Origin of the sequence: Streptomyces sp. NPDC004667 (genome assembly GCF_040609475.1) — a bacterium.
Taxonomy (GTDB): Bacteria; Actinomycetota; Actinomycetes; order Streptomycetales; family Streptomycetaceae; genus Streptomyces.
In genome coordinates this window covers 1-20,682 of record NZ_JBEXKC010000088.1, presented here as the reverse complement: position 1 = coordinate 20,682, position 20,682 = coordinate 1, and the positions used below count along the sequence as shown (strand labels likewise).

Annotated in this window: 21 protein-coding genes; 13 read left to right on the top strand and 8 right to left on the bottom strand. The window is 74.3% G+C overall.

Features of this window, described 5'->3' with window-relative positions:
* The first annotated feature begins 3 nt into the window (after positions 1 to 3).
* The 3 genes from ABZW32_RS32800 to ABZW32_RS32790 are packed head-to-tail and all read left to right on the top strand — an operon-like array spanning position 4 to position 3,216.
* Entirely contained in the window at positions 4 to 915 is a 912-nt protein-coding gene (locus ABZW32_RS32800; protein ID WP_356223099.1) for an SDR family NAD(P)-dependent oxidoreductase, read from the top strand.
* A gap of 10 nt (positions 916 to 925) precedes the next feature.
* Entirely contained in the window at positions 926 to 2,152 is a 1,227-nt protein-coding gene (locus tag ABZW32_RS32795) for an acyl-CoA dehydrogenase family protein (protein ID WP_356223096.1), read from the top strand.
* Positions 2,149 to 3,216 carry a Zn-dependent alcohol dehydrogenase gene (locus ABZW32_RS32790; protein WP_356223094.1) on the top strand — a complete coding sequence of 356 codons (1,068 nt, stop codon included), beginning with the start codon at positions 2,149 to 2,151 and terminating at the stop codon, positions 3,214 to 3,216. The genes ABZW32_RS32795 and ABZW32_RS32790 overlap by 4 nt, the downstream gene beginning before the upstream one ends.
* A gap of 108 nt (positions 3,217 to 3,324) precedes the next feature.
* On the opposite strand, the gene ABZW32_RS32785 is transcribed toward ABZW32_RS32790, so the two are convergent.
* A complete protein-coding gene (locus ABZW32_RS32785; protein ID WP_356223122.1) occupies positions 3,325 to 3,951 on the bottom strand; it encodes a flavin reductase family protein in 627 nt (208 codons plus the stop codon).
* A gap of 163 nt (positions 3,952 to 4,114) precedes the next feature.
* Between ABZW32_RS32785 and ABZW32_RS32780 the strand changes: the two genes are divergently transcribed.
* Positions 4,115 to 4,909 (top strand): VOC family protein, encoded by a 795-nt coding sequence (locus ABZW32_RS32780; RefSeq protein WP_356223092.1) that lies wholly within the window; start codon positions 4,115 to 4,117, stop codon positions 4,907 to 4,909.
* Positions 4,910 to 4,924: 15 nt separating this feature from the next.
* Here ABZW32_RS32780 and ABZW32_RS32775 read toward each other — a convergent pair whose 3' ends face one another.
* The 3 genes from ABZW32_RS32775 to ABZW32_RS32765 form a co-directional block, all read right to left on the bottom strand.
* A complete protein-coding gene (locus tag ABZW32_RS32775; RefSeq protein WP_356223119.1) occupies positions 4,925 to 5,653 on the bottom strand; it encodes an enoyl-CoA hydratase-related protein in 729 nt (242 codons plus the stop codon).
* A gap of 345 nt (positions 5,654 to 5,998) precedes the next feature.
* Positions 5,999 to 8,233, bottom strand: a complete 2,235-nt coding sequence (locus tag ABZW32_RS32770; RefSeq protein ID WP_356223089.1) for an acetate--CoA ligase family protein — start codon at positions 8,231 to 8,233, stop codon at positions 5,999 to 6,001.
* A gap of 172 nt (positions 8,234 to 8,405) precedes the next feature.
* On the bottom strand, positions 8,406 to 9,584 hold the full coding sequence (locus ABZW32_RS32765; RefSeq protein WP_356223088.1) for an NAD(P)/FAD-dependent oxidoreductase: 1,179 nt from the start codon (positions 9,582 to 9,584) through the stop codon (positions 8,406 to 8,408).
* 169 nt (positions 9,585 to 9,753) lie between these two features.
* On the opposite strand from ABZW32_RS32765, the gene ABZW32_RS32760 reads away from it, so the two are divergent.
* The 3 genes from ABZW32_RS32760 (at position 9,754) to ABZW32_RS32750 (ending at position 11,565) form a co-directional block, all read left to right on the top strand.
* A complete protein-coding gene (locus tag ABZW32_RS32760) occupies positions 9,754 to 10,524 on the top strand; it encodes a maleate cis-trans isomerase (protein WP_356223085.1) in 771 nt (256 codons plus the stop codon).
* Positions 10,525 to 10,702: 178 nt separating this feature from the next.
* Positions 10,703 to 11,155 (top strand): DoxX family membrane protein, encoded by a 453-nt coding sequence (locus ABZW32_RS32755; protein WP_356223082.1) that lies wholly within the window; start codon positions 10,703 to 10,705, stop codon positions 11,153 to 11,155.
* On the top strand, positions 11,152 to 11,565 hold the full coding sequence (locus tag ABZW32_RS32750; protein ID WP_356223079.1) for a Zn-ribbon domain-containing OB-fold protein: 414 nt from the start codon (positions 11,152 to 11,154) through the stop codon (positions 11,563 to 11,565). Before ABZW32_RS32755 ends, ABZW32_RS32750 begins: the two co-directional genes overlap by 4 nt.
* Before the next feature lie 21 nt (positions 11,566 to 11,586).
* On the opposite strand, the gene ABZW32_RS32745 is transcribed toward ABZW32_RS32750, so the two are convergent.
* Complete coding sequence (locus ABZW32_RS32745) at positions 11,587 to 12,246, bottom strand: pyridoxal 5'-phosphate synthase (RefSeq protein WP_356223077.1); 660 nt, start codon at positions 12,244 to 12,246, stop codon at positions 11,587 to 11,589.
* Between the two features lie 62 nt (positions 12,247 to 12,308).
* Between ABZW32_RS32745 and ABZW32_RS32740 the strand changes: the two genes are divergently transcribed.
* The gene (locus ABZW32_RS32740) at positions 12,309 to 12,884 is read left to right on the top strand and encodes a hypothetical protein (RefSeq protein WP_356223074.1); all 576 of its coding nucleotides are present in this window, start codon (positions 12,309 to 12,311) and stop codon (positions 12,882 to 12,884) included.
* A 42-nt stretch (positions 12,885 to 12,926) separates the two neighbouring features.
* Here ABZW32_RS32740 and ABZW32_RS32735 read toward each other — a convergent pair whose 3' ends face one another.
* Positions 12,927 to 13,766 carry a PhzF family phenazine biosynthesis isomerase gene (locus tag ABZW32_RS32735; RefSeq protein ID WP_356223073.1) on the bottom strand — a complete coding sequence of 280 codons (840 nt, stop codon included), beginning with the start codon at positions 13,764 to 13,766 and terminating at the stop codon, positions 12,927 to 12,929.
* A gap of 141 nt (positions 13,767 to 13,907) precedes the next feature.
* Between ABZW32_RS32735 and ABZW32_RS32730 the strand changes: the two genes are divergently transcribed.
* Positions 13,908 to 14,249, top strand: a complete 342-nt coding sequence (locus tag ABZW32_RS32730; protein ID WP_356223070.1) for a hypothetical protein — start codon at positions 13,908 to 13,910, stop codon at positions 14,247 to 14,249.
* A 200-nt stretch (positions 14,250 to 14,449) separates the two neighbouring features.
* Here ABZW32_RS32730 and ABZW32_RS32725 read toward each other — a convergent pair whose 3' ends face one another.
* Positions 14,450 to 15,673, bottom strand: a complete 1,224-nt coding sequence (locus ABZW32_RS32725) for an acetyl-CoA acetyltransferase (RefSeq protein ID WP_356223067.1) — start codon at positions 15,671 to 15,673, stop codon at positions 14,450 to 14,452.
* Positions 15,674 to 15,821: 148 nt separating this feature from the next.
* Between ABZW32_RS32725 and ABZW32_RS32720 the strand changes: the two genes are divergently transcribed.
* Together ABZW32_RS32720 and ABZW32_RS32715 are read left to right on the top strand one after the other, a co-directional pair.
* Positions 15,822 to 17,093: an acyl-CoA dehydrogenase family protein gene (locus ABZW32_RS32720; protein WP_356223065.1), complete on the top strand. Its 1,272-nt coding sequence runs from the start codon at positions 15,822 to 15,824 to the stop codon at positions 17,091 to 17,093.
* A complete protein-coding gene (locus ABZW32_RS32715; RefSeq protein ID WP_030236531.1) occupies positions 17,093 to 17,566 on the top strand; it encodes a nitroreductase family deazaflavin-dependent oxidoreductase in 474 nt (157 codons plus the stop codon). The genes ABZW32_RS32720 and ABZW32_RS32715 overlap by 1 nt, the downstream gene beginning before the upstream one ends.
* 136 nt (positions 17,567 to 17,702) lie before the next feature.
* Here the strand turns inward: ABZW32_RS32715 and ABZW32_RS32710 are convergent, their stop codons facing one another.
* Positions 17,703 to 18,350: a TetR family transcriptional regulator gene (locus ABZW32_RS32710; protein WP_356223063.1), complete on the bottom strand. Its 648-nt coding sequence runs from the start codon at positions 18,348 to 18,350 to the stop codon at positions 17,703 to 17,705.
* A gap of 339 nt (positions 18,351 to 18,689) precedes the next feature.
* Here ABZW32_RS32710 and ABZW32_RS32705 point away from each other — a divergent pair, with 339 nt between their 5' ends.
* Both ABZW32_RS32705 and ABZW32_RS32700 read left to right on the top strand, forming a co-directional pair.
* Positions 18,690 to 19,490 (top strand): VOC family protein, encoded by an 801-nt coding sequence (locus tag ABZW32_RS32705; protein WP_356223060.1) that lies wholly within the window; start codon positions 18,690 to 18,692, stop codon positions 19,488 to 19,490.
* A gap of 131 nt (positions 19,491 to 19,621) precedes the next feature.
* Positions 19,622 to 20,682, top strand: a 1,061-nt coding sequence (locus tag ABZW32_RS32700) for a serine/threonine-protein kinase (protein ID WP_356223057.1), incomplete at its 3' end; no start/stop codon positions are given.

Here is a 20,682-nt window from a genome sequence, read left to right as displayed (position 1 = left end):
GACGTGGGGAACTTCTTGGCAGGCAAGGTCGTCGCCGTCACCGGCGCGGGCCGGGGCATCGGCCGGGCCGTGGCGCTCGCCGCCGCGGCCGAGGGCGCCCGGGTCGTCGTCAACGACTACGGCGTCGGGATCGAGGGCGGCGAGCCCACCAGCGAGGTCGCCGAGGCCGTGGTCAAGGAGATCACCGCCGCCGGAGGACAGGCCGTCGCCGTCGCGGACGACATCTCCACCATGGAGGGCGGACAGCGCATCGTCGACACCGCCCTCGCCGAGTACGGGCGCATCGACGGCGTCGTCTGCGTCGCAGGCATCCTGCGCGAGCGGATGCTGTTCAACATGTCCGAAGCCGAATGGGACCCGGTCGTCGCCACCCACCTCAAGGGCACCTTCACCGTCTTCCGGGCCGCCTCCGCCGTCATGCGCAGGCAGGGCACCGGCACCCTCATCGGCTTCACCAGCGGCAACCACCAGGGCTCCGTCGCCCAGGCGAACTACAGCGCCGCCAAGGGCGGGATCATCTCCCTCGTCCGCAGCGCCGCCCTCGGCCTCCACAAGTACGGGGTCACCGCCAACGCCGTCGCCCCCGTCGCCCGCACCCGCATGTCCGCGAACGTCCCCATGGAGCTCAAGGAGATCGGGGAGCCCGAGGACGTCGCCGCCCTCGTCACCTACCTCCTCAGCGACCGCGCCAAGGGCGAGGGCATCACCGGGCAGGTCTACACGATCGCCGGACCCAAGATCGCCGTCTGGGCGCAGCCCCGCGAACTGCGCGCCGGCTACGCCGAAGGCTCCTGGACCCCCGAGAAGATCGCCGACTTCCTGCCCGGCACCGTCGGCACCGACCCGATGCCGATGCTCGCGCAACTGGAGGCCATGGCAAGGGCGGCGGCCGCCAAGGACCGCCCCAACGCGTGAAGGGGAGCCCGTGGACTTCAGCTTCGGGACCGAGGACGGGGAACTGCGACCCCGGGCCCGCGCCTGGCTCGCACAACACCTCACAGGCCCCTACGAACGGGCCGTCGGCCTCGGCGGCCCCGGCAGCGAACACCAGGAGGTGGCCACCCGCCGCGCCTGGGAACGCGAACTCGGCCGCGGCGGCTGGATCGGCACGGGCTGGGACCTGCCCGCCGGGACCTACGGACAGCAGCGGCTCTCCCTCACCGGCCAGGTCGTCTGGGCCGAGGAGTACGCGGCGCTGCGCGCACCCGGCCGGGTCGGCCACATCGGCGAGAACCTCCTCGCCCCCACCCTGATCGCCTACGGCACCCCCGAACAGCAGGCCCGCCACCTCCCCGCCATCGCCCGCGGCGAGGAACTGTGGTGCCAGGGCTACAGCGAACCCGGCGCCGGATCCGACCTGGCCGCGGTGCGCACCACCGCCGTGCGCGACCCGGCCGACGGGCTGCTGCGCGTCACCGGGCAGAAGATCTGGACCTCCCTCGCCCACGACGCCGACCGGTGCTTCGTCCTGGCCCGCACCGAAGCCGGCTCGCGCCGCCACCGGGGCCTGTCCTTCCTCCTCGTGCCCATGGACCAGCCCGGCCGGATCGAGGTCCGGCCCATCCGCCAGATGTCCGGCACCGCCGAGTTCAACGAGGTCTTCTTCGACGGCGCCGTCGCCACCGACGTCGTCGGCGGGGAGGGCAACGGCTGGACCGTCGCCATGGGCCTGCTCGCCCTCGAACGGGGCGTGTCCACCCTCGTCCAGCAGATCGGCTTCGCCGCCGAACTGGAACGGGTGATCCACGCCTACGCGGCCTCCGCCGCCCCCGACCCCGCCCTGCGCGACGACCTCGTACGCCAGTGGGCCGAGCTGCGGACCATGCGGTGGAACGCCCTGCGCACCCTCGGGACAGCCGGGACCGCCGGGACGGCCGGGACCGCCGGGGACGCGGGCGCGCCGAGCGTGGCCAAGCTGCTGTGGGGCCGCTGGCACCGGCGGCTCGGCGAGCTGGCCGTGGCCGTACGGGGCGCGGCGGCCACCGCCGGATCCGGCCCCTGGTCGCCGCAGGACCCGTACGGGACGGCGCTCGACGAGGAACAGCGCCTCTTCCTGTTCACCCGCGCCGACACCATCTACGGCGGCTCGGACGAGATCCAGCGGAACATCATCGCCGAGCGGGTGCTCGGCCTGCCTAAGGAGCCCAGGTGAGAGGCGTCGTGTTCGACGGCAAGCAGGCCCAGGTGGTCGCGGACCTGGAGATCCGGGATCCGGGGCCGGGGGAGGTGCTCGTCGCGATCGGTGCGGCGGGGCTGTGCCACAGCGACCTGTCGGTGATCGACGGGACGATCCCGTTCCCGCCGCCGGTGGTGCTCGGGCACGAGGGCGCGGGGGTGGTGGAGGCGGTCGGCGCGGGGGTCACCCACGTGGCGCCCGGCGACCACGTGGCCCTGTCGACCCTCGCGAACTGCGGGGCGTGCGCCGACTGCGACCGGGGCCGGCCCACCATGTGCCGCAAGGCGATCGGGATGCCGCAGCAGCCGTTCTCCCGCGGCGGGAAGCCGCTCTACCAGTTCGCCTCCAACTCCGCCTTCGCGGAGCGCACGATCGTCAAGGCCGTCCAGGCGGTGAAGATCCCCGCGGACATCCCGCTGACCTCGGCCGCGCTGATCGGCTGCGGGGTGCTCACGGGCGTCGGGGCCGTCCTGAACCGGGCCAGGGTGGACCGGGGCGAGTCGGTGGTCGTCATCGGCACCGGAGGCATCGGGCTCAACGTGCTCCAGGGCGCGCGGATCGCCGGGGCCACCACCATCGTGGCGGTGGACGCGAACCCGGCCAAGGAGGCGGTGGCCCGGCAGTTCGGCGCCACCCACTTCATCGACGCCTCGGCGGTGGCGGACACCGCGGCCGCCGTCCGCGAGATCCTGCCGACGGGCACGGACCACGCCTTCGAGTGCGTGGGCAGCGTCAAGCTGATCCGGCAGGCGATCGACCTGCTGGACCGGCACGGGCAGGCGGTCCTGCTCGGCGTGCCGGGGTTCAAGGAGGAGGCGTCCTTCCTCGTGTCGTCCCTGTACCTGGACAAGGCGATCATGGGCTGCCGGTACGGGTCCTCGCGCCCCCAGCGCGACATCGCCCTGTACGCCGAGCTGTACCGGCAGGGGAAGCTGCTGCTGGACGAGCTGGTGACGGAGACCTACCCGGTGGAGGACTTCGCGAAGGCCGTCGACGACGCCCACCACGGGCGGGTGGCACGCGGGGTGCTCACCTTCTAGGCCCGCCCGCCGGGAGCGGCGGTGATCAAGGGCGTGCGGCGGGCCCGTCCGGCACCACCATCCGGTGCCGGACGGGCCCGCCCCGCAGTGCGTGACGGCGCGGGGCCGTCAGTCGGCCAGGCGGCCGAAGCGGCCCTTGTGGAAGAGGAGCGGGTCGCCCTCGCCGGCCGCGCCCATGGCCTCGACCCGGCCCACCACGATCAGGTGGTCCCCGCCGGTGTGGACGGCGTGGATCCGGCAGTCGATCCAGGCGGGCACGTCGTCGAGCTGGGGCGATCCGGTGACGGGCGCGGGCCGGTGGGCGACCCCGGCGAACTTGTCGGCGCCGCTCACCGCGAAGGACCGGCACAGCTCGCCCTGCTCGGCCCCGAGGATGTTGACGCAGAACACCCCGGCGCGGGCGATCCGCGGCCAGGTGGTCGACGTACGGGCCACCATGAAGGTGACCAGGGGCGGGTCCAGGGAGAGCGAGGCGAAGGACTGGCAGGCGAAGCCCGCCGGACCCTCCTCGCCCTCCGCCGCCGGGGCGGTGATGACGGTGACCCCGCTCGCGAAGTTCCCGAGGACGGCCCGGAACTCGGCGGGGCTGACCGGCGCGCGCTCGTCCTCCCCGACGGCCCGCAGGTCGGGGCGGGGCAGGGCGTCGACGCGGTCGGGCTCCGCCCCCGTGGAGGTGGGGGAGCCGGCCGACCTGAGGTATCGGACGACGGTGGCCGCCATCCCTGCGTGTCCCATCACGCCACCGATTGAACCTGACGGTTCGTCAGATAGGAAGAGCGGCGCCCGAACGGGTGAAACGCCCCGGCCCTCGTGGCCCGTACGGGCCTCCGTGCGCGGGGGCTCGGCATGGTGGCGGGTGGACTCGTACCGGCGTCCCCGTACCCCAGGAGGAGAAGCCATGCTCGGCACCGACTTCCGCACCGGATCCCCCAACTGGCTCGACCTCGGCAGTCCCGACACCGCGACCGCCGCCGCCTTCTACGCCCGGGTCTTCGGCTGGAAGTTCGTCTCCGCCGGGCCCGAGGCCGGCGGGTACGGCTTCTTCCAGCTCCAGGGCAAGACCGTCGCCGCGCTCGGCCCGCTCACCGAGGAGGGCGCCCGGTCCGCCTGGATGGTGCACTTCCAGACCCCCGACGCCCGCGCCACCGCCGAAGCGGTCCGGGCCGGGGGCGGGAGCGTGCGGATGGAACCGGCGGACGTCATGGGGGAGGGCTGGCTGGCCCAGTTCACCGACCCGCAGGGCGTGGAGTTCGCCTGCTGGCAGCCCGGCAAGACCGGCGGCCTGGGCCTGGCCTCCGACGTGAACTCCCTGGTGTGGGTGGAGCTGCACGTGCCGGACCCGGTCGCGGACATCGCCTTCTACCGCGGCCTGTTCGGGTGGCGGGCCGCGGAGATGCAGACCCCCGGCATGCTGTACCGGGTGCTCAGCATCGCCGACGGCGACCAGCAGGAGGGCTCCTTCGGCGGCGTCGCCCCGCAGGGCGAGGGCGCGGGCGGGGGATCGTCCATCGTGCCGCGCTGGGTGCCCTACTTCAACGTCGCCGACGTGGACGCCACCGTCACCGCCGTCGAGGGCGGGGGCGGCGAGGTACTGATGCCGCCCGTGGACGTGCCGGCGGTCGGACGGATCGCGTGGGCCTCCGACCCGGCCGGCGCGGTGTTCGCCCTGCTGAGGCCGGACCCGCAGATGTAGGGGGCCGGCCGGGATTCAGCGGCCCCGGTACTCGGGCGTGCGGCGCTCCTTGAAGGCGGCCACGCCCTCGTTCGCGTCGGCCGTGGTCATGTTCAGCTCCTGGGCCGTGGCCTCGGCCGCCAGTGCGGTCGCCCGGTCGCCGTCCAGGGAGGCGTTGACCAGCTGCTTGGTCAGCGCCAGGGCGCGGGTCGGGCCCTGCGCGAGGCGCTCGGCCCAGGCGCGGGCGGCGGCCTCCAGCCCGTCGGCGGGGACCACCTTGTTGACGAGGCCGAGGCGGGCCGCCTCCTCGGCGGGGACGGCGTCGCCGAAGAACAGCAGCTCCTTGGCCTTCTGCGGGCCGAGGAGGCGGGGCAGGAGGTAGGCGCCGCCGCCGTCGGGGACGAGGCCGCGGCGGACGAACACCTCGATGAAGCGGGCGCCTTCGGCGGCGATCACCAGGTCACAGGCGAGCGCGAGGTGGGCGCCGATGCCGGCGGCGGTGCCGTTGACCGCGGCGATGACGGGCTTCTCGCAGTCGAGCACCGCCGTGATCAGGCGCTGTGCGCCGAGGCGGATCATGCGGGAGACGTCGCCGGCGATGCGGGGGGCCTGCGGCGCGGTGGGGGGCTGGCTGCGGAGGTCGGCGCCCGCGCAGAAGCCGTTGCCGGTGGCGGTCAGGACGACGGCCCGTACGGCGGGGTCGGCGGAGGCCTCGGCGAGCAGGGTGATGACGTACTCGCGCTGCTCCCAGGTGACGGCGTTCATGGCCTCGGGGCGGTTGAGGGTGATCCAGGAGACGCCGCCCTCCAGGCGGTGCAGGACCTCGTCCACGGTGGACTCCGTTCGGGGTTGGCGTGGTTGGGCGGGGTCGGGGGTGGCCGGGGTCGGTGCCGGGGTGGGGTGTCGTCCGGGACTGCATGATTTATGGCGCCCTGTCCGGGCCTCCGGTCCTGCATCGGCGCCGCGCGCCAACAAATCACGTTTTACGTCCCGGCCAACACCCCACCCCGTCCCCGCCCCCGGCCGGGCGCAGCCAAATCCAGCCCCGCCGGCGTTTGAGGCGCGGGGGTCCGGGGCGCAGCCCCGGGGTTCGGGGAACGACCGGCCAGGTCAGCGGCAGACGGCCAGGGCGTCCAGGGCTACCGCCCCCTGGCCCCGGGGGAGGACCATCAGGGGGTTGACGTCCAGTTCGGACAGGACGTCACCCAGCTCCAGTGCCATCCGCTGGACCCGGAGGATGACCTCCACCAGCGCGTCCACGTCGGCCGGGGGTGCGCCCCTGACCCCCTCCAGGAGCGGGTGGCCGCGCAGTTCGGTCAGCATGTGGCGGGCCTGGTCCTCCCCGAAGGGCGGTACGCGGACCGCCGCGTCGTGCAGGACCTCCACCAGGACTCCCCCGAGACCGACGGTCACGGTGGGGCCGAAGAGGTCGTCCTGGGTGACGCCGACGACCATCTCGACGCCCCGCTCGACCATCTGGCAGACCAGGACCCCGTCCAGCGGGATGTTCTCGTAGCGGGCGATGTCGGTGAGTTCCCGGTACGCGTCGCGGATCTGGCTCGCCGAGGTGAGGCCGATCTTGACCAGGCCCAGTTCCGTCTTGTGGCCGAGCTGGGGTCCCGAGGCCTTCATGACCACCGGGTAGCCGACCAGGCCGGCGGCCCGGACGGCCGCCGCCGCGCTGGTGACGAGCTGCTCGCGGGGGACCCGGATCCCGTAGGCGCGCAGGAGCTGCTTGGCCGCGTGTTCGCTGAGCTGCTGGCCGGGCCGCATCAGGGCCTGGGCCTTGCGGAAGGACGGGGAGGGGGTGCGGGGGGCGTCGTCGAAGGGGGAGCGGTAGGAGGCGGTGAAGCGGTGGTGGCCGAGGTAGGCGCGGACGGCGGTGATGCAGTTGCCGAAGGTGCGGAAGGTGGCCACGCGGGAGGAGCCCAGCAGGGTGGTGCGGTAGGCCTCCTCGGTGCCGATGGGGGAGCCCCAGATGACGCAGACGAGCTTGTCGGTGGCTTCCGCCGCGTCCACCAGGTCCTGGGCGAGCTTGTCGCTCATCGGCGGGAAGGGGCCGGTGATCGGGCAGATCAGGACGCCCACGGAGGGGTCGGCCAGGATCGCGTCGATGATCTTGCGGCCGCGCCAGTCGCCGACGGGGTGGCCGCCGTTGTCGACGGGGTTGGCCACGCCCAGGTACTCGGGGATCCACTGGTGCAGTTCCCGCTGCTTGGCCTCGGAGAGGGTGGGCAGGGTGAGGCCCGCCTCGGTGGCGAGGTCGGAGAAGTGGGCGCCGGTGCCGCCGGAGATGGAGTAGACGACGACCCCGTCGGCCCGGGGCGCGCGGGCCCGCGCGAGGAGGGCGGCGGTGTCCTGCAGCTCGTCGAGCCCGTCGACGCGGATCACGCCGAACTGCCGCATGGCGGCGTCCACCACGGTGTCGGCCCCGGTGAGCTTGCCTGTGTGGGAGGCGGCCGTACGGGCGCCGGTCTCGGTGCGGCCCACCTTGACGGCGACGACGGGGACGCCGTTGCGGGCGGCCCGGTCGGCGGCCAGGAGGAACTGGCGGCCGTCCTTGAGGCCCTCGACGTAACAGGCGATGGCCCCGACCTCGGGCCGCTCGGCGAAGTAGGAGATGAAGTCGGAGGTCTCCAGGTCGGCCTCGTTGCCCGTCGGCGCCCAGTGGGACAGGCGGATGCCGAGCTCCTGGAGGGTGTAGACGGGGCGGCCCTGGTGGCCGGACTGGGTGATGAGGGCGATGGCGGGGCCGTCGAGGTCCTCGCGGAACTCCTCGAAGGCGTTGAGGTTGGTGTTCGGGCCCAGCAGGCGCAGGCCGGAGCGCTGGACGGCGGCGGTCAGGCGGGCCTGCGCGGCGGCTCCCGCTTCACCGGTCTCGGCGAAGCCCGAGGCGAAGGCCACCGCGAACTTCACCTTGGTGTCGGCGAGTTGCTCGATGACGGGGACCGGGTCCGAGACGAGCAGGACGGCGAGGTCCACCTCTTCCGGCAGGTCGGCCACGGACGCGTGGCAGGGCAGCCCGAAGACGGTGGCGCGGGTGGGGTGCACGGGGTGGATACGGGCGCCGACGCGCCCGGCCCAGCCGATGAGCTGCCGCGTGATGCCGGTGTTGGGTCTGCCGTCGGCGTCGGAGGCGCCGACGACCGCCACGGACTCGGGCCGGAAGAACCGGTCCAGGTCGGGCACATCGGAGTACAGGGGCCGTCCGCTGACGTCCAGCTCGGCCGCGTCCCCGTCGGAGGGTGCCGCCGTGGAGTGGACGGCCGTCCTGGGGGTCTCCCCGCAGGCCTCGACCCGTGCGCGGAAGTCGGTGGTGAGGGTGCCGTGAGTAGATCCAAGCATCGTTCCGCCCGCTCCTGCTCGATGAACCTCGACGAATCCATAGCTGACGCGTTGTCAGATTACTGAACTGACGCGCCGTCAGGAACAGGGATGCGCAGGAAAGGTGGTGGAGGTGATGTGTGTGCCTGAACGGTGGCAGAGGTCCTCGGGCGCGGTCCAGGCCCGTTTCGGCCTAGACGGACGACCGCCGCCGCCCCCGCCGCCGGGACAGGGCCCGCGCGATCCGCTCCGCGTCCCGGGCCAGCTCGCGGAGCATGCCGCTGATGGGGTTCGTGAACCCGGTGAAGTACAGGCCGGGCGCCCCGGCCGGGGTGCGGGGCCCGTGGGCGAGGGGGCGTCCGCGCCCGTCCAGTACGCCGAGGTGGCCCACCAGGCCCTCCAGGGCCCGCCGGTAACCCGTCGCCGCGATCACCGCGTCCGGGGTGATCCGCGTACCGTCCGCCAGCACCACCCCGTCCCCGTCGAAGGAGGCCACGGCCGCCACCGGCTCCACCCGGCCCCGGCGCACCGCCTCGATCAGGCCCACGTCCTGCACCGGGATCGCCCCCTGCCGCACCCTGCTGTACAGGCCGGCCGAGGGCCGCGGCAGCCCGTACGCCGACAGGTCCGGGACCGAGGCCCGCGCGACCAGCGCGCCCAGCCGGTCCACGAGCCGCACCGGCAGCCTCCGTACGAGGATCCCCGTGCGCTGCGCCGGCCACCCGGCCGTGGAGCGGCGTACGACGTGCGGGGCGGTGCGCACCGCCAGCCGCACCCGCGCGGCCCCGCCCTCCACCAGGTCCACGGCTATCTCGGCGCCGGTGTTCCCGGCCCCCACGACGAGCACGTCCTGCCCGGCGTACGGCCCCGGCTCCCGGTAGGCGGCGGCGTGCAGCAGCCGCCCGGCGTACTCCTCGCGGCCCGGCCAGTCGGGGAGCGCCGGCGTGTGGTTGAAACCGGTGGCCACGACCACGGCCCCGGCGGCCAGCATCCGCCCGCCCGAGGCGTGCAGGGTCCAGCCCTCCCCGTCGGCGGCCCGCTCGATCCGGGTCACCTCCACGCCCGTGACCAGCTCCAGGGCGTGGAACTCCGCGTACTTCTCCAGGTAGCGCACCACGTCCGCCCGCGCGACCCAGCGCCCGAAACGCCTCGGTATCGCCAGCCCCGGCAGCGCCGACAGGCGCCGGGTGGTGTGCAGGCGCAGCCGCTCGTAGTGCCCCCGCCAGGAGGCGCCGACGGAGCCGGACTTCTCGACGACCACCGCGCGCACCCCCCGGGCGCGCAGCGCGGCGGCGACGGCGAGGCCGCCGGGGCCCGCGCCGATCACGTACACGGGGCGGGGCTCGGTGATGGTCAGGTCGGGCTCGGACATGAGCAGTGATCGTATCGACACACAGCGTTGATGGGTCTCGGACGAGGAGGGAAACGATTGCGGATCGATCACGGCCGCCCGGACGCCCCTCCCGGCGTTGCTGCGCGACCGCCGGGCCGCCGCACTGCCACAGTGGAGGGCCCCGGCCCGTCCCCGAGAGGAACGCGCGATGTGGCAGCCCGACGGGTGGGACGTACGCGTCCGCCTCGGAATCCTCACCCCGCACGCCGACGTCGGCCCAGAGTCGGAGCTGCGCGCCATGGCCCCGGCCGACGTGGGCCTGCACACCGCCCGGGTGCCGTTCGCGGCGACGGGGCGCGGGGGCGCCATGGACCCGGTCCTGCCGCTGGCCCCCGTACGCGCCTTCGCCGAGCCCCCGGGCGTGGACGAGGCCGCCGCGCTGCTCGCCGCGGCGCCGGTGGCGGCGATCGCCTACGCCTTCACCTCCTCCGCCTACGTCATCGGGCCGCGCGGCGAGGGGCACATGCTGGCCCGGCTGGGGGAGCGGACCCACGGGCTGCCGGTGGTCGCCACCTGCGCCGCGGCGGCCCTGGCCCTGCGGGCGGTGGGGGCCGGGCGGATCGCCCTCGTGGACCCGCCGTGGTTCGACGACACCCTCAGCGACCTGGGGCGCGGCTACTACGAGGACTGCGGGTTCGAGGTCGTCTACGCCGCCCCGTGCGGGCTCCCCCGTGAGCAGCGGCGGATCGGCCCCGCGGCCCTGCACGACTGGGTGGCGCCGCGCGTGCCCGACGCCGCCGAGGCGGTGGTGATCGGCGGGAACGGCTTCCGCGCCGTCGGGGCGATCGCGGCCCTGGAGGCCACCCTCGGCCGGCCGGTCCTGAGCGCGAACCAGGTCCTGCTGTGGGCCGCGCTGCGGGCGGCGGGCGCGGAGACCGGCGGTATCGCCGGGTACGGGAGGCTGTTCGCCCACCCCTGAGCCCGCCCACCCCTGAGCCCGCCCGCCCTTGAGCCCGGCCGCCCTTGAGCCCGCCTGCCCCTGAGCCCGCTGGCCGCGCACGGTCCGGTGCCCCGCCCCGCAGCCCCCTTGCGGGATCGCCGCCGATCCGCTGAACTGACGTACCGTCAGATCAGTGGGTCGAGTGGGTGGGTGAGGGATGCAGACCATCTGGCTCAGCGGCGCCGAGTGGCTCGCCGTGCTGCGCATCGGGCTCGGCCTGTGGTGGCTGGAGAGCTGGCGCCACAAGGACAAGAAGGGCTGGTTCGAGCGCGGCACCGGCATCGCCTGGGCCGCCGACGTCGCCGGGAAGCACCGCTGGCCCTTCGTGCGGAGCGGCTTCGACAAGGTCGTCCGGCCCCGCCCGAAACTGATGGCGTACATCGTCGTCTACGCCGAACTCGCCCTGGGCCTGGGCCTGGTGCTCGGCTTCCTGACCCCGGTGGCCCTGATCGGCGGACTGCTGCTGAACCTGCTCTACCTGGTGCTGATGATCCACGACTGGGCCGAGCAGGGCCAGAACGCGATGATGGCGCTCATCTCGCTCGTCGCCCTCTTCGCCATGGCCTGGCAGACCTGGTCCCTCGACGCGACGATCGGAATCCTCCTGTGAGCACCCCGCGCCACGACCTCCCGGAGCCGGACGAGTTCACCCGCCCCTACTGGGACGCCGCCGCGGCCGACCGGCTCCTGCTGCGCCGCTGCGCCGACTGCGGGCGCGCCCACCACTACCCGCGCGAGTTCTGCCCCTTCTGCTGGGCCGGCGAGGAGCGGGTCGCCTGGGAGGAGGCGAGCGGCCGGGCCAGCCTCTACACCTGGTCGGTGGTCCACCGCAACGACCTCCCGCCCTTCGGCGGGCGCGTCCCGTACGTGGCCGCCGTCGTCGACCTCGCGGAAGGGCCCCGGATGATGACGGAGGTCGTCGACTGCCCGCACGACGCCCTGCGCATCGGCATGCCCCTGGAGGTCACCTTCCGGGAGGCGGCGGAGGGCGTCCGCGTCGCCGTCTTCCGCGCGGCCTGACCCCGTACCGCCGGAAGGCGTCTACGGCCAGAGCAGCTCCCGCTCCCACGCCCCGCCGGCGGTGCGCCGGTAGCGCAGGCGGACGTGGCGCCGGGCGGCGTCCCCCTGGAAGAACTCCGCCTCGACGGGATCGAGCACGTACCGGGTCCAGGTCGGCGCGGGCGCGTCCGGTTCGGCTCCGGCCCGCTCCCACGCCGCCGCCGAGGCCCGCACCAGCTCCTGCGCCGAGTCCAGCACCTCGCTCTGCCGGCCGGTCAGCGCGGCCGCCAGCGCCCCGCGCGAGCGCACCGCCAGGTCCGCCCGGCTCTCCTCGGGCCCGCAGGCCACGACCCGGCCCCGGATCCGCACCTGCCGGCCCACCGCGGGCCAGTAGAAGCACAGCGCCGCCTGCGGGTGCCGCGCCAGCTGGCGCCCCTTGGCGCTGGTGGCGTGCGAGGCGAAGTGCCAGCCGCGCTCGTCGGCGTCGTGCAGCATCAGGATCCGGACATCGGGCCGCCCCTCGGCGTCCACCGTCGCCAGGCTCATGGTGTGCGGTTCGGCCTGCCCGGACCGGGCGGCCTGGACGAACCACTCCCGGAACAGGGCCAGCGGCCCGTCGGGAGCGGCCGCCGGGTCGAAGCCGGGGAGCTCGGTGTCCCATACCCGCAGGGAGTGCAGGGTGGTGTGGAAGTCGCTGGTCATGCGGCCAGGCTAGTGCCGTGACCCGGTGGAGCGTTCGGGTTCCGGCATTAGGGTGCTTGGCCATGGACATGCACAGAGTTGCGGCGCGGGCGCTGGGCGCCCTCGCCGTGACGGCGGGCGCCGCGGCGGCCGTCGTCCCCTTCTGCGACCGGCCCGGAGGCCTCGCCCTGCTGGCCGAGATGGACCACCCCGTCCTGCTCGCCTGCCTGGCCGCCGTCTGCCTCGCCGGAGCGGCCCTGCTCGCCTCCCGCCGGGCCGACGTCCGCAAGGGCGCGGGGCTCGCGCTGGCCGGGACGGCCGTGCTGGGCGTGCTCGCCGTCCCCGCGTACGCGGTGGTCTCCGATCCCTTCCCGGACCGGGAGTGGGACGTCCCCGCCCCCGACGGATCCGGCCGCCGCCTCGTCGTGGAACGGGGCCTCGGCCTGGGCGACCCGGTCTGGCGGATCTACGTGGACGCGGGCCGCTTCCCGAACACCCGCCGCCACCCGGTCGCCGAGTACGCCGCCGGCTACCCCCGGGGCGTCCTGCAGGCCACCTGGACGGACGCGTCCCACATCAGGCTGATCGACCTCGACCACACCCACCACGACCTCCGCATCAGCCCCGACGGGCGCCCGCTGGACGCCCTGACCTGGTAGGGAGGGGCGGTCGGGGGCCTGCGCCCGGGGGCCGGCGGCCCGTCAGGGGATGGGTACTGCCGTGCCCGTGACCTCGATGCCCGCCGCCGGGTCCGCCGGTACCCCGACCGTGATCAGGCTCGGGCGGCCCATGTCCACACCCTGGTGGACGGTCAGCCGGGCCGGGGTGTCGATCAGGCCGAGGGCGCGCAGGTAGCCGCCGAGGGCCGCGGCCGCCGCGCCCGTCGCCGGGTCCTCGACCACACCGCCGGGCGGGAACGGGTTCCGGGCGTGGAAGACCGACTCCGACTCGCGCCGCACGAGGGTGATCGTGGTCCAGCCGCGGCGCGCCATCAGCCCGGCCAGCGCGGCCCGGTCGTAGTCCAGGTCGGCGAGCCGCTCCCGGCTCCCCGCCGCGATCACCGGATGCCAGGCACCCGCGTACGCCGCCCGCGGCGGCAGGGCCGGGTCGAGATCGGCGGGGGACCAGCGCAGCGCGGCCAGCAGCTCGGCCAGGTCGGCCTCCGCGAGGTCCTCCGTACGCGGCTCCACACTCACCAGCGTGGCCGTGACGTCGCCGTCCGGGCCGACCGAGGTGGTCACCGGGACCGGGCCGGCCTGGGTGTGCAGCAGCAGGTCACCGGCGCCGTGCAGGCGTGCGTGGGCGACGGCGGTGGCGATCGTGGCGTGCCCGCAGAAGGGCACCTCGGCCTTCGGGCTGAAGTAGCGGATGTCGAAGGCGCCGTCCTGGCGCGGAACGACGAACGCCGTCTCCGAGTAGCCGACTTCCGCCGCGGTGGCGGCCATCGTCGCCTCGTCGAGGCCGGTGGCGTCGAGCACCACACCCGCCGGGTTCCCGCCCCGCGGGTCGGTGCTGAAGGCGACGTAGCGCAAGAGGTCCATGCCCCGAACGTAGCCGTCCGGGGGCGGAGGCCAAAAGTCCTCGTACGCGTTCACGCCGACGGCCGTCCGTCCGGGGTACGTCGTGAACGCCGCGTTCGCGCTCCGGGGGCTGAGGGCGCCGGGGGTGGCTAACCTGGCCGAGTGAGCGAGACCGAGCCGCCGCTGCTTGCCGATGTCTATCCCGCACTGGTGTCGTTCCTGGACACGGCCCTGGTCGCCGAGGGCGAGCCCGCCCTGGCCCGGGCTCTGGCGGCACTGCGTTTCCACGGGTGGTGCCGGTGCAGCGCGGCCTGCGCCTACCTCCGAACGGCCCCGGCCGGCCGCGCCGACAGCGCCTGGATCCACTTCGACGACGACGCGGCGCCCGGCCTGTGGCTCCAACTAGACCTGGATCACGCATCGTTCGCCGGGATGGAAATCTGCGGCTTCACCCTGGGCCCCGCCCCTGCCCTGGACCGGGACCGGCCTGCGGGGGTGGGGTGACTCGGGGTGGGGTGGTCGGTTGGTCGGGGTCGGGGGGCGGCGGGACTCGCGCTGGTCGGTATCAGGGAAGGACAGTGGACTGGCGGGACGCCCCCAGCCCTCCCCCGATCCGGGCCAAGGGAGCACCGCCCACCCCCGGCCGGGATCGGCACGCGAAGCCCCCACCCGGCAGAGCCCCGCCCGCTCCCCGACCCCACCCCCTACCCCCGCCCCAGGATCACCGTGCCCGAGGAGCAGAACCAGCCTCCTGTGCCCGACGCCAGGGCCACCTCCGGGAGTCGGCCGCCCGGTTTGGTGACCTGGCGGTCCGGGCCCGCTTCGCCACGCAGTTGGCGTACGGCTTCGACCAGCAGGAACAGGCCGCGCATCCCCGGATGGCAGGCCGACAGGCCGCCCCCGTCCGTGTTGACGGGGAGCTCGCCCTCCCGCAGCAGGCGGCCCTTCTCCACGTAGGCCCCGCCCTCGCCCTTCGCGCAGAAGCCGAGGTCCTCCAGGGTCACCAGGGTCATGTACGTGAAGGCGTCGTAGATCTGCGCGAGGTCCACGTCCGCCGGGGTCAGGCCGGCGCGTTCGAAGGCCAGGCGGCCCGAGACGGCCGCCGGGGAGACGGTGAAGTCCGCCCACTCCGACATCGTGGTGTGCGAGACGGAGGTACCGGTGCCCAGTACCCACACCGGGGTCTTCGCCGTGTCGGGCACCAGGTCCTCCGCCACCAGGAGCACCGCGCAGCCGCCGTCCGAGCGGATGCAGCAGTGCAGCTTGGTGAAGGGGTCGGCGATCATCTCCGAGGAGAGGACCTCGTCCACGGTCAGCGGCGTGCGGAACATCGCGTCCGGGTTGGTGGCCGCGTTCGCGCGGGCCTGGACGGCCACCGAGGCGAGCTGCTCCAGGGTCGTCCCGTACTCGTGCATGTGGCGGCGCGCGGCCATCGCGTACTTGGAGATCAGCGTGTGGCCGTACGGGACCTCGAACTGCAGCGGCCCCCGGGCGCCGAAGGAGAGGTTCGAGGTGCGGCGGCGGGCCTTGATGTCGGCGCGGGCGGTGGATCCGTAGACCAGCAGCACGGCGTTGGCGTGCCCCGCCGCGATGGCGTCGGCGGCGTGGGCGGCCATGACCTCCCAGGTCGAGCCGCCGACGGAGGTGGAGTCCACCCAGGTGGGGCGCAGGCCCAGGTACTCGGCCACCTCGACGGGCGCGAGGGTGCCCAGGCCGGCCGAGGCGAAGCCGTCGATGACGGAGCGGTCCAGGCCGGAGTCGGCCAGGGCCCGCCGGGCGGCCTGTGCGTGCAGGGCGTAGGGGGTCGGGCCGTCGACCCGGCCGCATTCCGAGAGCGCGACCCCGGCCACCGCGACCCGGCGGCGGGGGCGGGGTTCGGGTGCGCGGGACAGGGGGCCGGAGGTGGGTCCGGGTGTGGGTCCAGGCATGGGGGGACGGTACATCTGACGATACGTCAGATGCTAGAGCGCGTGCCGTCCGGGCCCTGTGCATCTGGGCCCCCGCGGCCTAACATGACGCCCCGTCAGATCCACCCCCCGGCCACCGCCGGGAGGTGCCCCCGGGAGGAGCCCGACGATGGACGCCGCCTTCACCGCGGAGCAGGACGAGATACGCCGTACCCTGCGCGAGATCCTGGGCAAACGCTGCGGCCCCGACGAGGTCAAGGCCGCCGCCCGGACCGACACCGGGTACGACCGGGAGCTGTGGCAGCGGCTCGCCCGGGAGCTGGGCCTGCCGGGCATCGCCGTCGCCGAGGAGTACGGCGGCGTCGGCTGCACCCCCGCCGACCTGGCCCTGGCCTGCGAGGAGACCGGCCGCGCCCTGCTGCCCTCCCCCCTGCTCGCCACCGCCGCGCTCGCCGTCCCGCTGGTCGCGGCCCTCGGCACCGCGGCCCAGCGCGCCGCGCTGCTGCCCCCGCTCGCGGCGGGGGAGCGGACGGCGGCGCTCGCGGTCGCGGGTCCCGCCCTGGCCACCGCCCTGGGGCTGACCGGCGAGAACGCCCCGGGCGACTGGGCGGGCGGGGGGCGCGCGGGCGGGGTCCAGGCGCGCGCCGCCGGGAGCGCCCCCGCCGCGAGCGACCCCACGAGCGACCCCACGAGCGCCCCCTCGGGGGACCCCGCCTGGCGGCTCTACGGAGAGGTCGCCCAGGTGCTCGACGGCCACAGCGCCGACCTGCTGCTCGTCGCCGCGCACACCGGAGGCTTCGCCCGCAGCCGGACCCTGCTGTTCCTGGTACGGGCCGACGCGCCCGGCCTCGTACGCACACGGCAGCCCACCCTCGACGAGACCCGCCCCCAAGGCCGGGTCCAGCTGCGCGACGTACCGGCGGAGCTGCTCGGCGAGGAGGACGCCGACCCGCTGCCCGCCCTCGCCGCCACCGGACGCACGGCCGCCGTCGTCCTGGCCGCCGAGGCGGTCGGCGCGGCGGACCGGGCGCTGGACCGTACCGTCGAGCACGTGCGCCGGCGCGAGCAGTTCGGCCGGCCCATCGGCTCCTTCCAGGCGGTCAAGCACCGTCTCGCCGACCTCTACGTACAGATCCAGGCGGCGCGCTCCGCCGCCTACTACGCCGCCTGGGACCAGGACCAGGGCGCACTCGCCCTGGCCCAGGCCCTGGAGGCCCTGCGGGCCACGGCGGGCGAGGCCATCCAGTTGCACGGCGGCATCGGGTTCACCTGGGAGCACGACGCCCACCTGTACTTCAAGCGGGCGGCCGCCGACGAGCTGCTCTTCGGCCCCGTCCACCGGCTCCGCGCCCACGCCGCGCAGCGGTCCGGGCTCTTCGCCCCGACCGCCCCGACCGCCCCGACCTCCGGTACGACCGGCAACGAAAGGGTGGCCGTCTGATGGCTCCCGGCGTCAAGCTGATCCAGAAGGTCTCCTCGACCCTCCTGTTCGCCAGGATCGCACCCCACTTCATCCCCGCCATGGACAAGGCGGTGCACCGCCTGACCCGTGGAAAGGTGCTGCTCAGCGCCCGGATGCTGCCCGGGGTGATCCTCACCGCGAAGGGTGCGAAGACGGGTGAACCACGGACCACGCCGCTCGCGTGCATGCCGGAGGACGGAGGCGTGAGCTGGCTGCTGATCGGCTCCAACTTCGGCCGCCCCGGCCACCCGGCCTGGACCGGGAACCTGCTCAAGCATCCGGACGCGGACGTGAACTGGCAGGGGCGGGACATCGCCGTGCGGGCGCGGCTGCTGGAGGGGGCCGAGCGCGCGGCGGCGTGGCAGGCGGTGCTGAGGTTCTGGCCGCCGTACGCGACGTACCAGGCGCGCATCGAGCGCGAGATCAGGCTGTTCCGTCTGGAGCGGCGCTAGCGGCGCTAGCGGCGCCGGCAGCGCCGGCGGCGCTGATATCGCAGCCGTGATGGACGGACGGGCGGGCGGACGGGCGGAACGGGCGGGCGGACGGACGGGCGGGCAAGGCCGGCGGACCCTCGGTGAGGGTCCGCCGTCACTTGGTGGGCTTCTTCCCGGTGATGCCGAGGTGCACGAGCAGCGCCAGGTTGGGCTTGAGTTCGGCCTGCTTGACGCCCCAGGTCTGGAACCCCTTCTGGTGCGAGGCGACCGCGGCCAGCATCGCGACCAGTGATCCCGCCATGGCCGCCGGACTGAGGTCCTTGTCGACCTTGCCCTTGGCCTGGAGCTCCTTCATCGACTCCGTGAGGGAGTTGGTGACGGAGTTCAGGATCTTCATGCGGATCTTGTAGAACCGCTTGTCGCCCTCGGCCGCGCCCAGATCGACCACCCGCAGGATGGCGTCGTTGCGGCGCCAGAAGTCCAGGAATCCCTCGACGAGTTCCTCGGCGGTCGCCCAGCCGGCCTTGCCGACCCAGTTGCGGCCCTCGACGAGCGCGGTCAACTGCGCGCCCTCCGTGGCCATTTCCTCGGCGATCTCCAGGACGGCGCCTTCGACGTCCGGGAAGTACTGGTAGAAGGTCGCGGGGGAGGTACCGGCCTTGCGGGCGACGTCGATCACTTTGACGTCGCGGTACGGCGAGGAGCTGAGCATCTCACTGAGGCAGTCGAGCAGCTTCTGCCGCGTCGCCTGGCCGCGCCGGCCGGCGACACGCCCGTCGACGGTGCGTACTTGTCCTGTCATGCCGTCAGCTTACCGAGGGGGGATCGGCGCGCTATTCGGCCGCCTGCAAATGGGGTTACGCACCCGCCGACCTGGGGGGAAGCGCCCGTGTGGAGCGCCGGGCGGCGAATTCCGGCCGGGGTGCGCCCACCCGTGCCGGGGGCCGGTACGGGCACGGCGGCGTGCGGTCCCGGCCGGTGCGGGCCGCCGGACCCGGGCGTGCGGTCCGTACGGGTCCACCCGTATCGTGGCGTATCCCCCGAATAGTCTTATCAACAGGCTGTGGACAAGTTTTCGTGCGGATCATGTCTGTTACGCACGAAAACAGTACGATCCCGGCAACGGAAGGGAATCCGCCCCATGGCCGCATTCGCGGAAGGCTCGCCCTGCTGGGTCGACGCCTCGCTGCCCGACGTCGAGGCGGGCAAGCGGTTCTACGGTGAGCTCTTCGGGTGGACCTTCGGCGACAGCGCGGGGCCCGCGTACGGCAACTACACCCAGGCCTACAGCCGCGGCCGCAACATCGCCGCCCTCGCCCCCAAGCCCGACGGCCGCATGCCCACCGTCTGGGGCGTGTACCTGTACACCACCGACGCCTACGCCTGCGCCCAGCGCATCCGCGCCGCCGGCGGCCAGATGGTCATGGACCCGCAGCCCGTGGGCCCCTACGGCACGGCCGCGATGGCCGCCGACCCCGGCGGCGCCGTCTTCGGCCTCTGGCAGCCCGGCACCCACCACGGCTTCGACGCCCAGCAGGAGCCGTACACGTACTGCTGGTCCGAGGTCTACACCCGGGCCCGGGACGCCGTCGACGCCTTCTACGCCAAGGTCTTCGGCTACGTCCCCGAGGACCAGGACGACCCCGAGACCGGCATCGCCTACCGCGTCTGGTCCCCGCCCGGCGCGGCCCCCGGCTCCGACACCGCCGTCCTCGGCCGCACCCTGATCACCGACGCGTTCCCGGAGATCATGCCGGCGCACTTCCTCGCCTACTTCGCCGTCCCCGACTGCGACCAGTCCGCCGCCACCGTCCAGCGGCTCGGCGGACGCGTCACGGCCGACCCGTTCGACACGCCGTACGGGCGGATCGCGGTCGTCGCCGACAATCAAGGAGCCGTGTTCGGACTGCTGTCGGAGCCCCGGGTGAAGACCGGCGCGTGAAGGCGGGGGCGGGAGCCGGGGCCGGACCGGGCGCGGGCCTGACAGAATCGAGCATGCGCCACCGCGGGCCCCGCCCGCGGTGAGGTGGAGCGGGTCCGGCAGGTGACCCGTACGGGGAGGTGTGGAGGCGAGTGGTGGAGCAGCTGACGCAGCACGACCCGAGACGGATCGGCCCCTTCGAGGTGCTGGGACGGCTCGGCGCCGGCGGCATGGGGCTGGTCTATCTCGCACGGTCGGCATCCGGCCGCAGGGTGGCCATCAAAACGGTGCGCACCGAGCTCGCCGAGGACCAGCTGTTCCGGGTGCGCTTCACCCGCGAGGTGGAGGCGGCGCGCGCCGTCTCCGGGTTCTACACGGCCGCCGTCGTGGACGCCGACCCGCGGGCCGCCGTCCCGTGGCTGGCCACCGCGTACGTCCCGGCGCCCTCCCTGGAGGAGATCGTCAACGAGTGCGGGCCCATGCCCGCCCAGGCCGTACGGTGGCTCGCGGCCGGCATCGCCGAGGCCCTCCAGTCCATCCACGGCGCGGGCCTGGTCCACCGCGACCTGAAGCCCTCCAACGTGCTCGTCGTCGAGGACGGCCCGCGCGTGATCGACTTCGGCATCGCGAGCGGGGTCTCCAACACCCGCCTGACCATGACGAACGTGGCCGTCGGCACCCCCGCCTACATGTCGCCCGAGCAGGCGAAGGACTCGCGCAGCGTCAAGGGTGCCAGCGACATCTTCTCGCTCGGCTCCACCCTCGTCTTCGCCGCGACCGGGCACCCGCCGTACCACGGGGCCAACCCCGTCGAGACGGTGTTCATGCTGCTGCGCGAGGGCCCCAACCTGGAGGGCCTGCCCGACGAGCTGCGGCCGCTCATCGACTCCTGCATGCAGATGGACGCCACCTTGCGTCCCACCCCCGCCGACCTCCAGGCGCAGCTGGCCCCGCACCTCTTCGAGGGCGGCGACGAGAGCGGCACCGCCTCCGCGTGGCTCCCGGAGCGGGCCGTCGCGATGATCGAGGCCCGCCGCGCGGGCCACCGTACGGCCGCCACCGCGCCCGCCGTACCGGCCCAGCACCCGGCCGGACCCCGGTCCGGTCCGCAGTCCGGCCCCCGCTCCGGGCCGCAGTCCGGGCACGCGTCCGAGGGCTGTGCCTTCGGGTGCCGTGAACGGCATGACCACGGTGTCCGGCAGAGCCTGCCGTC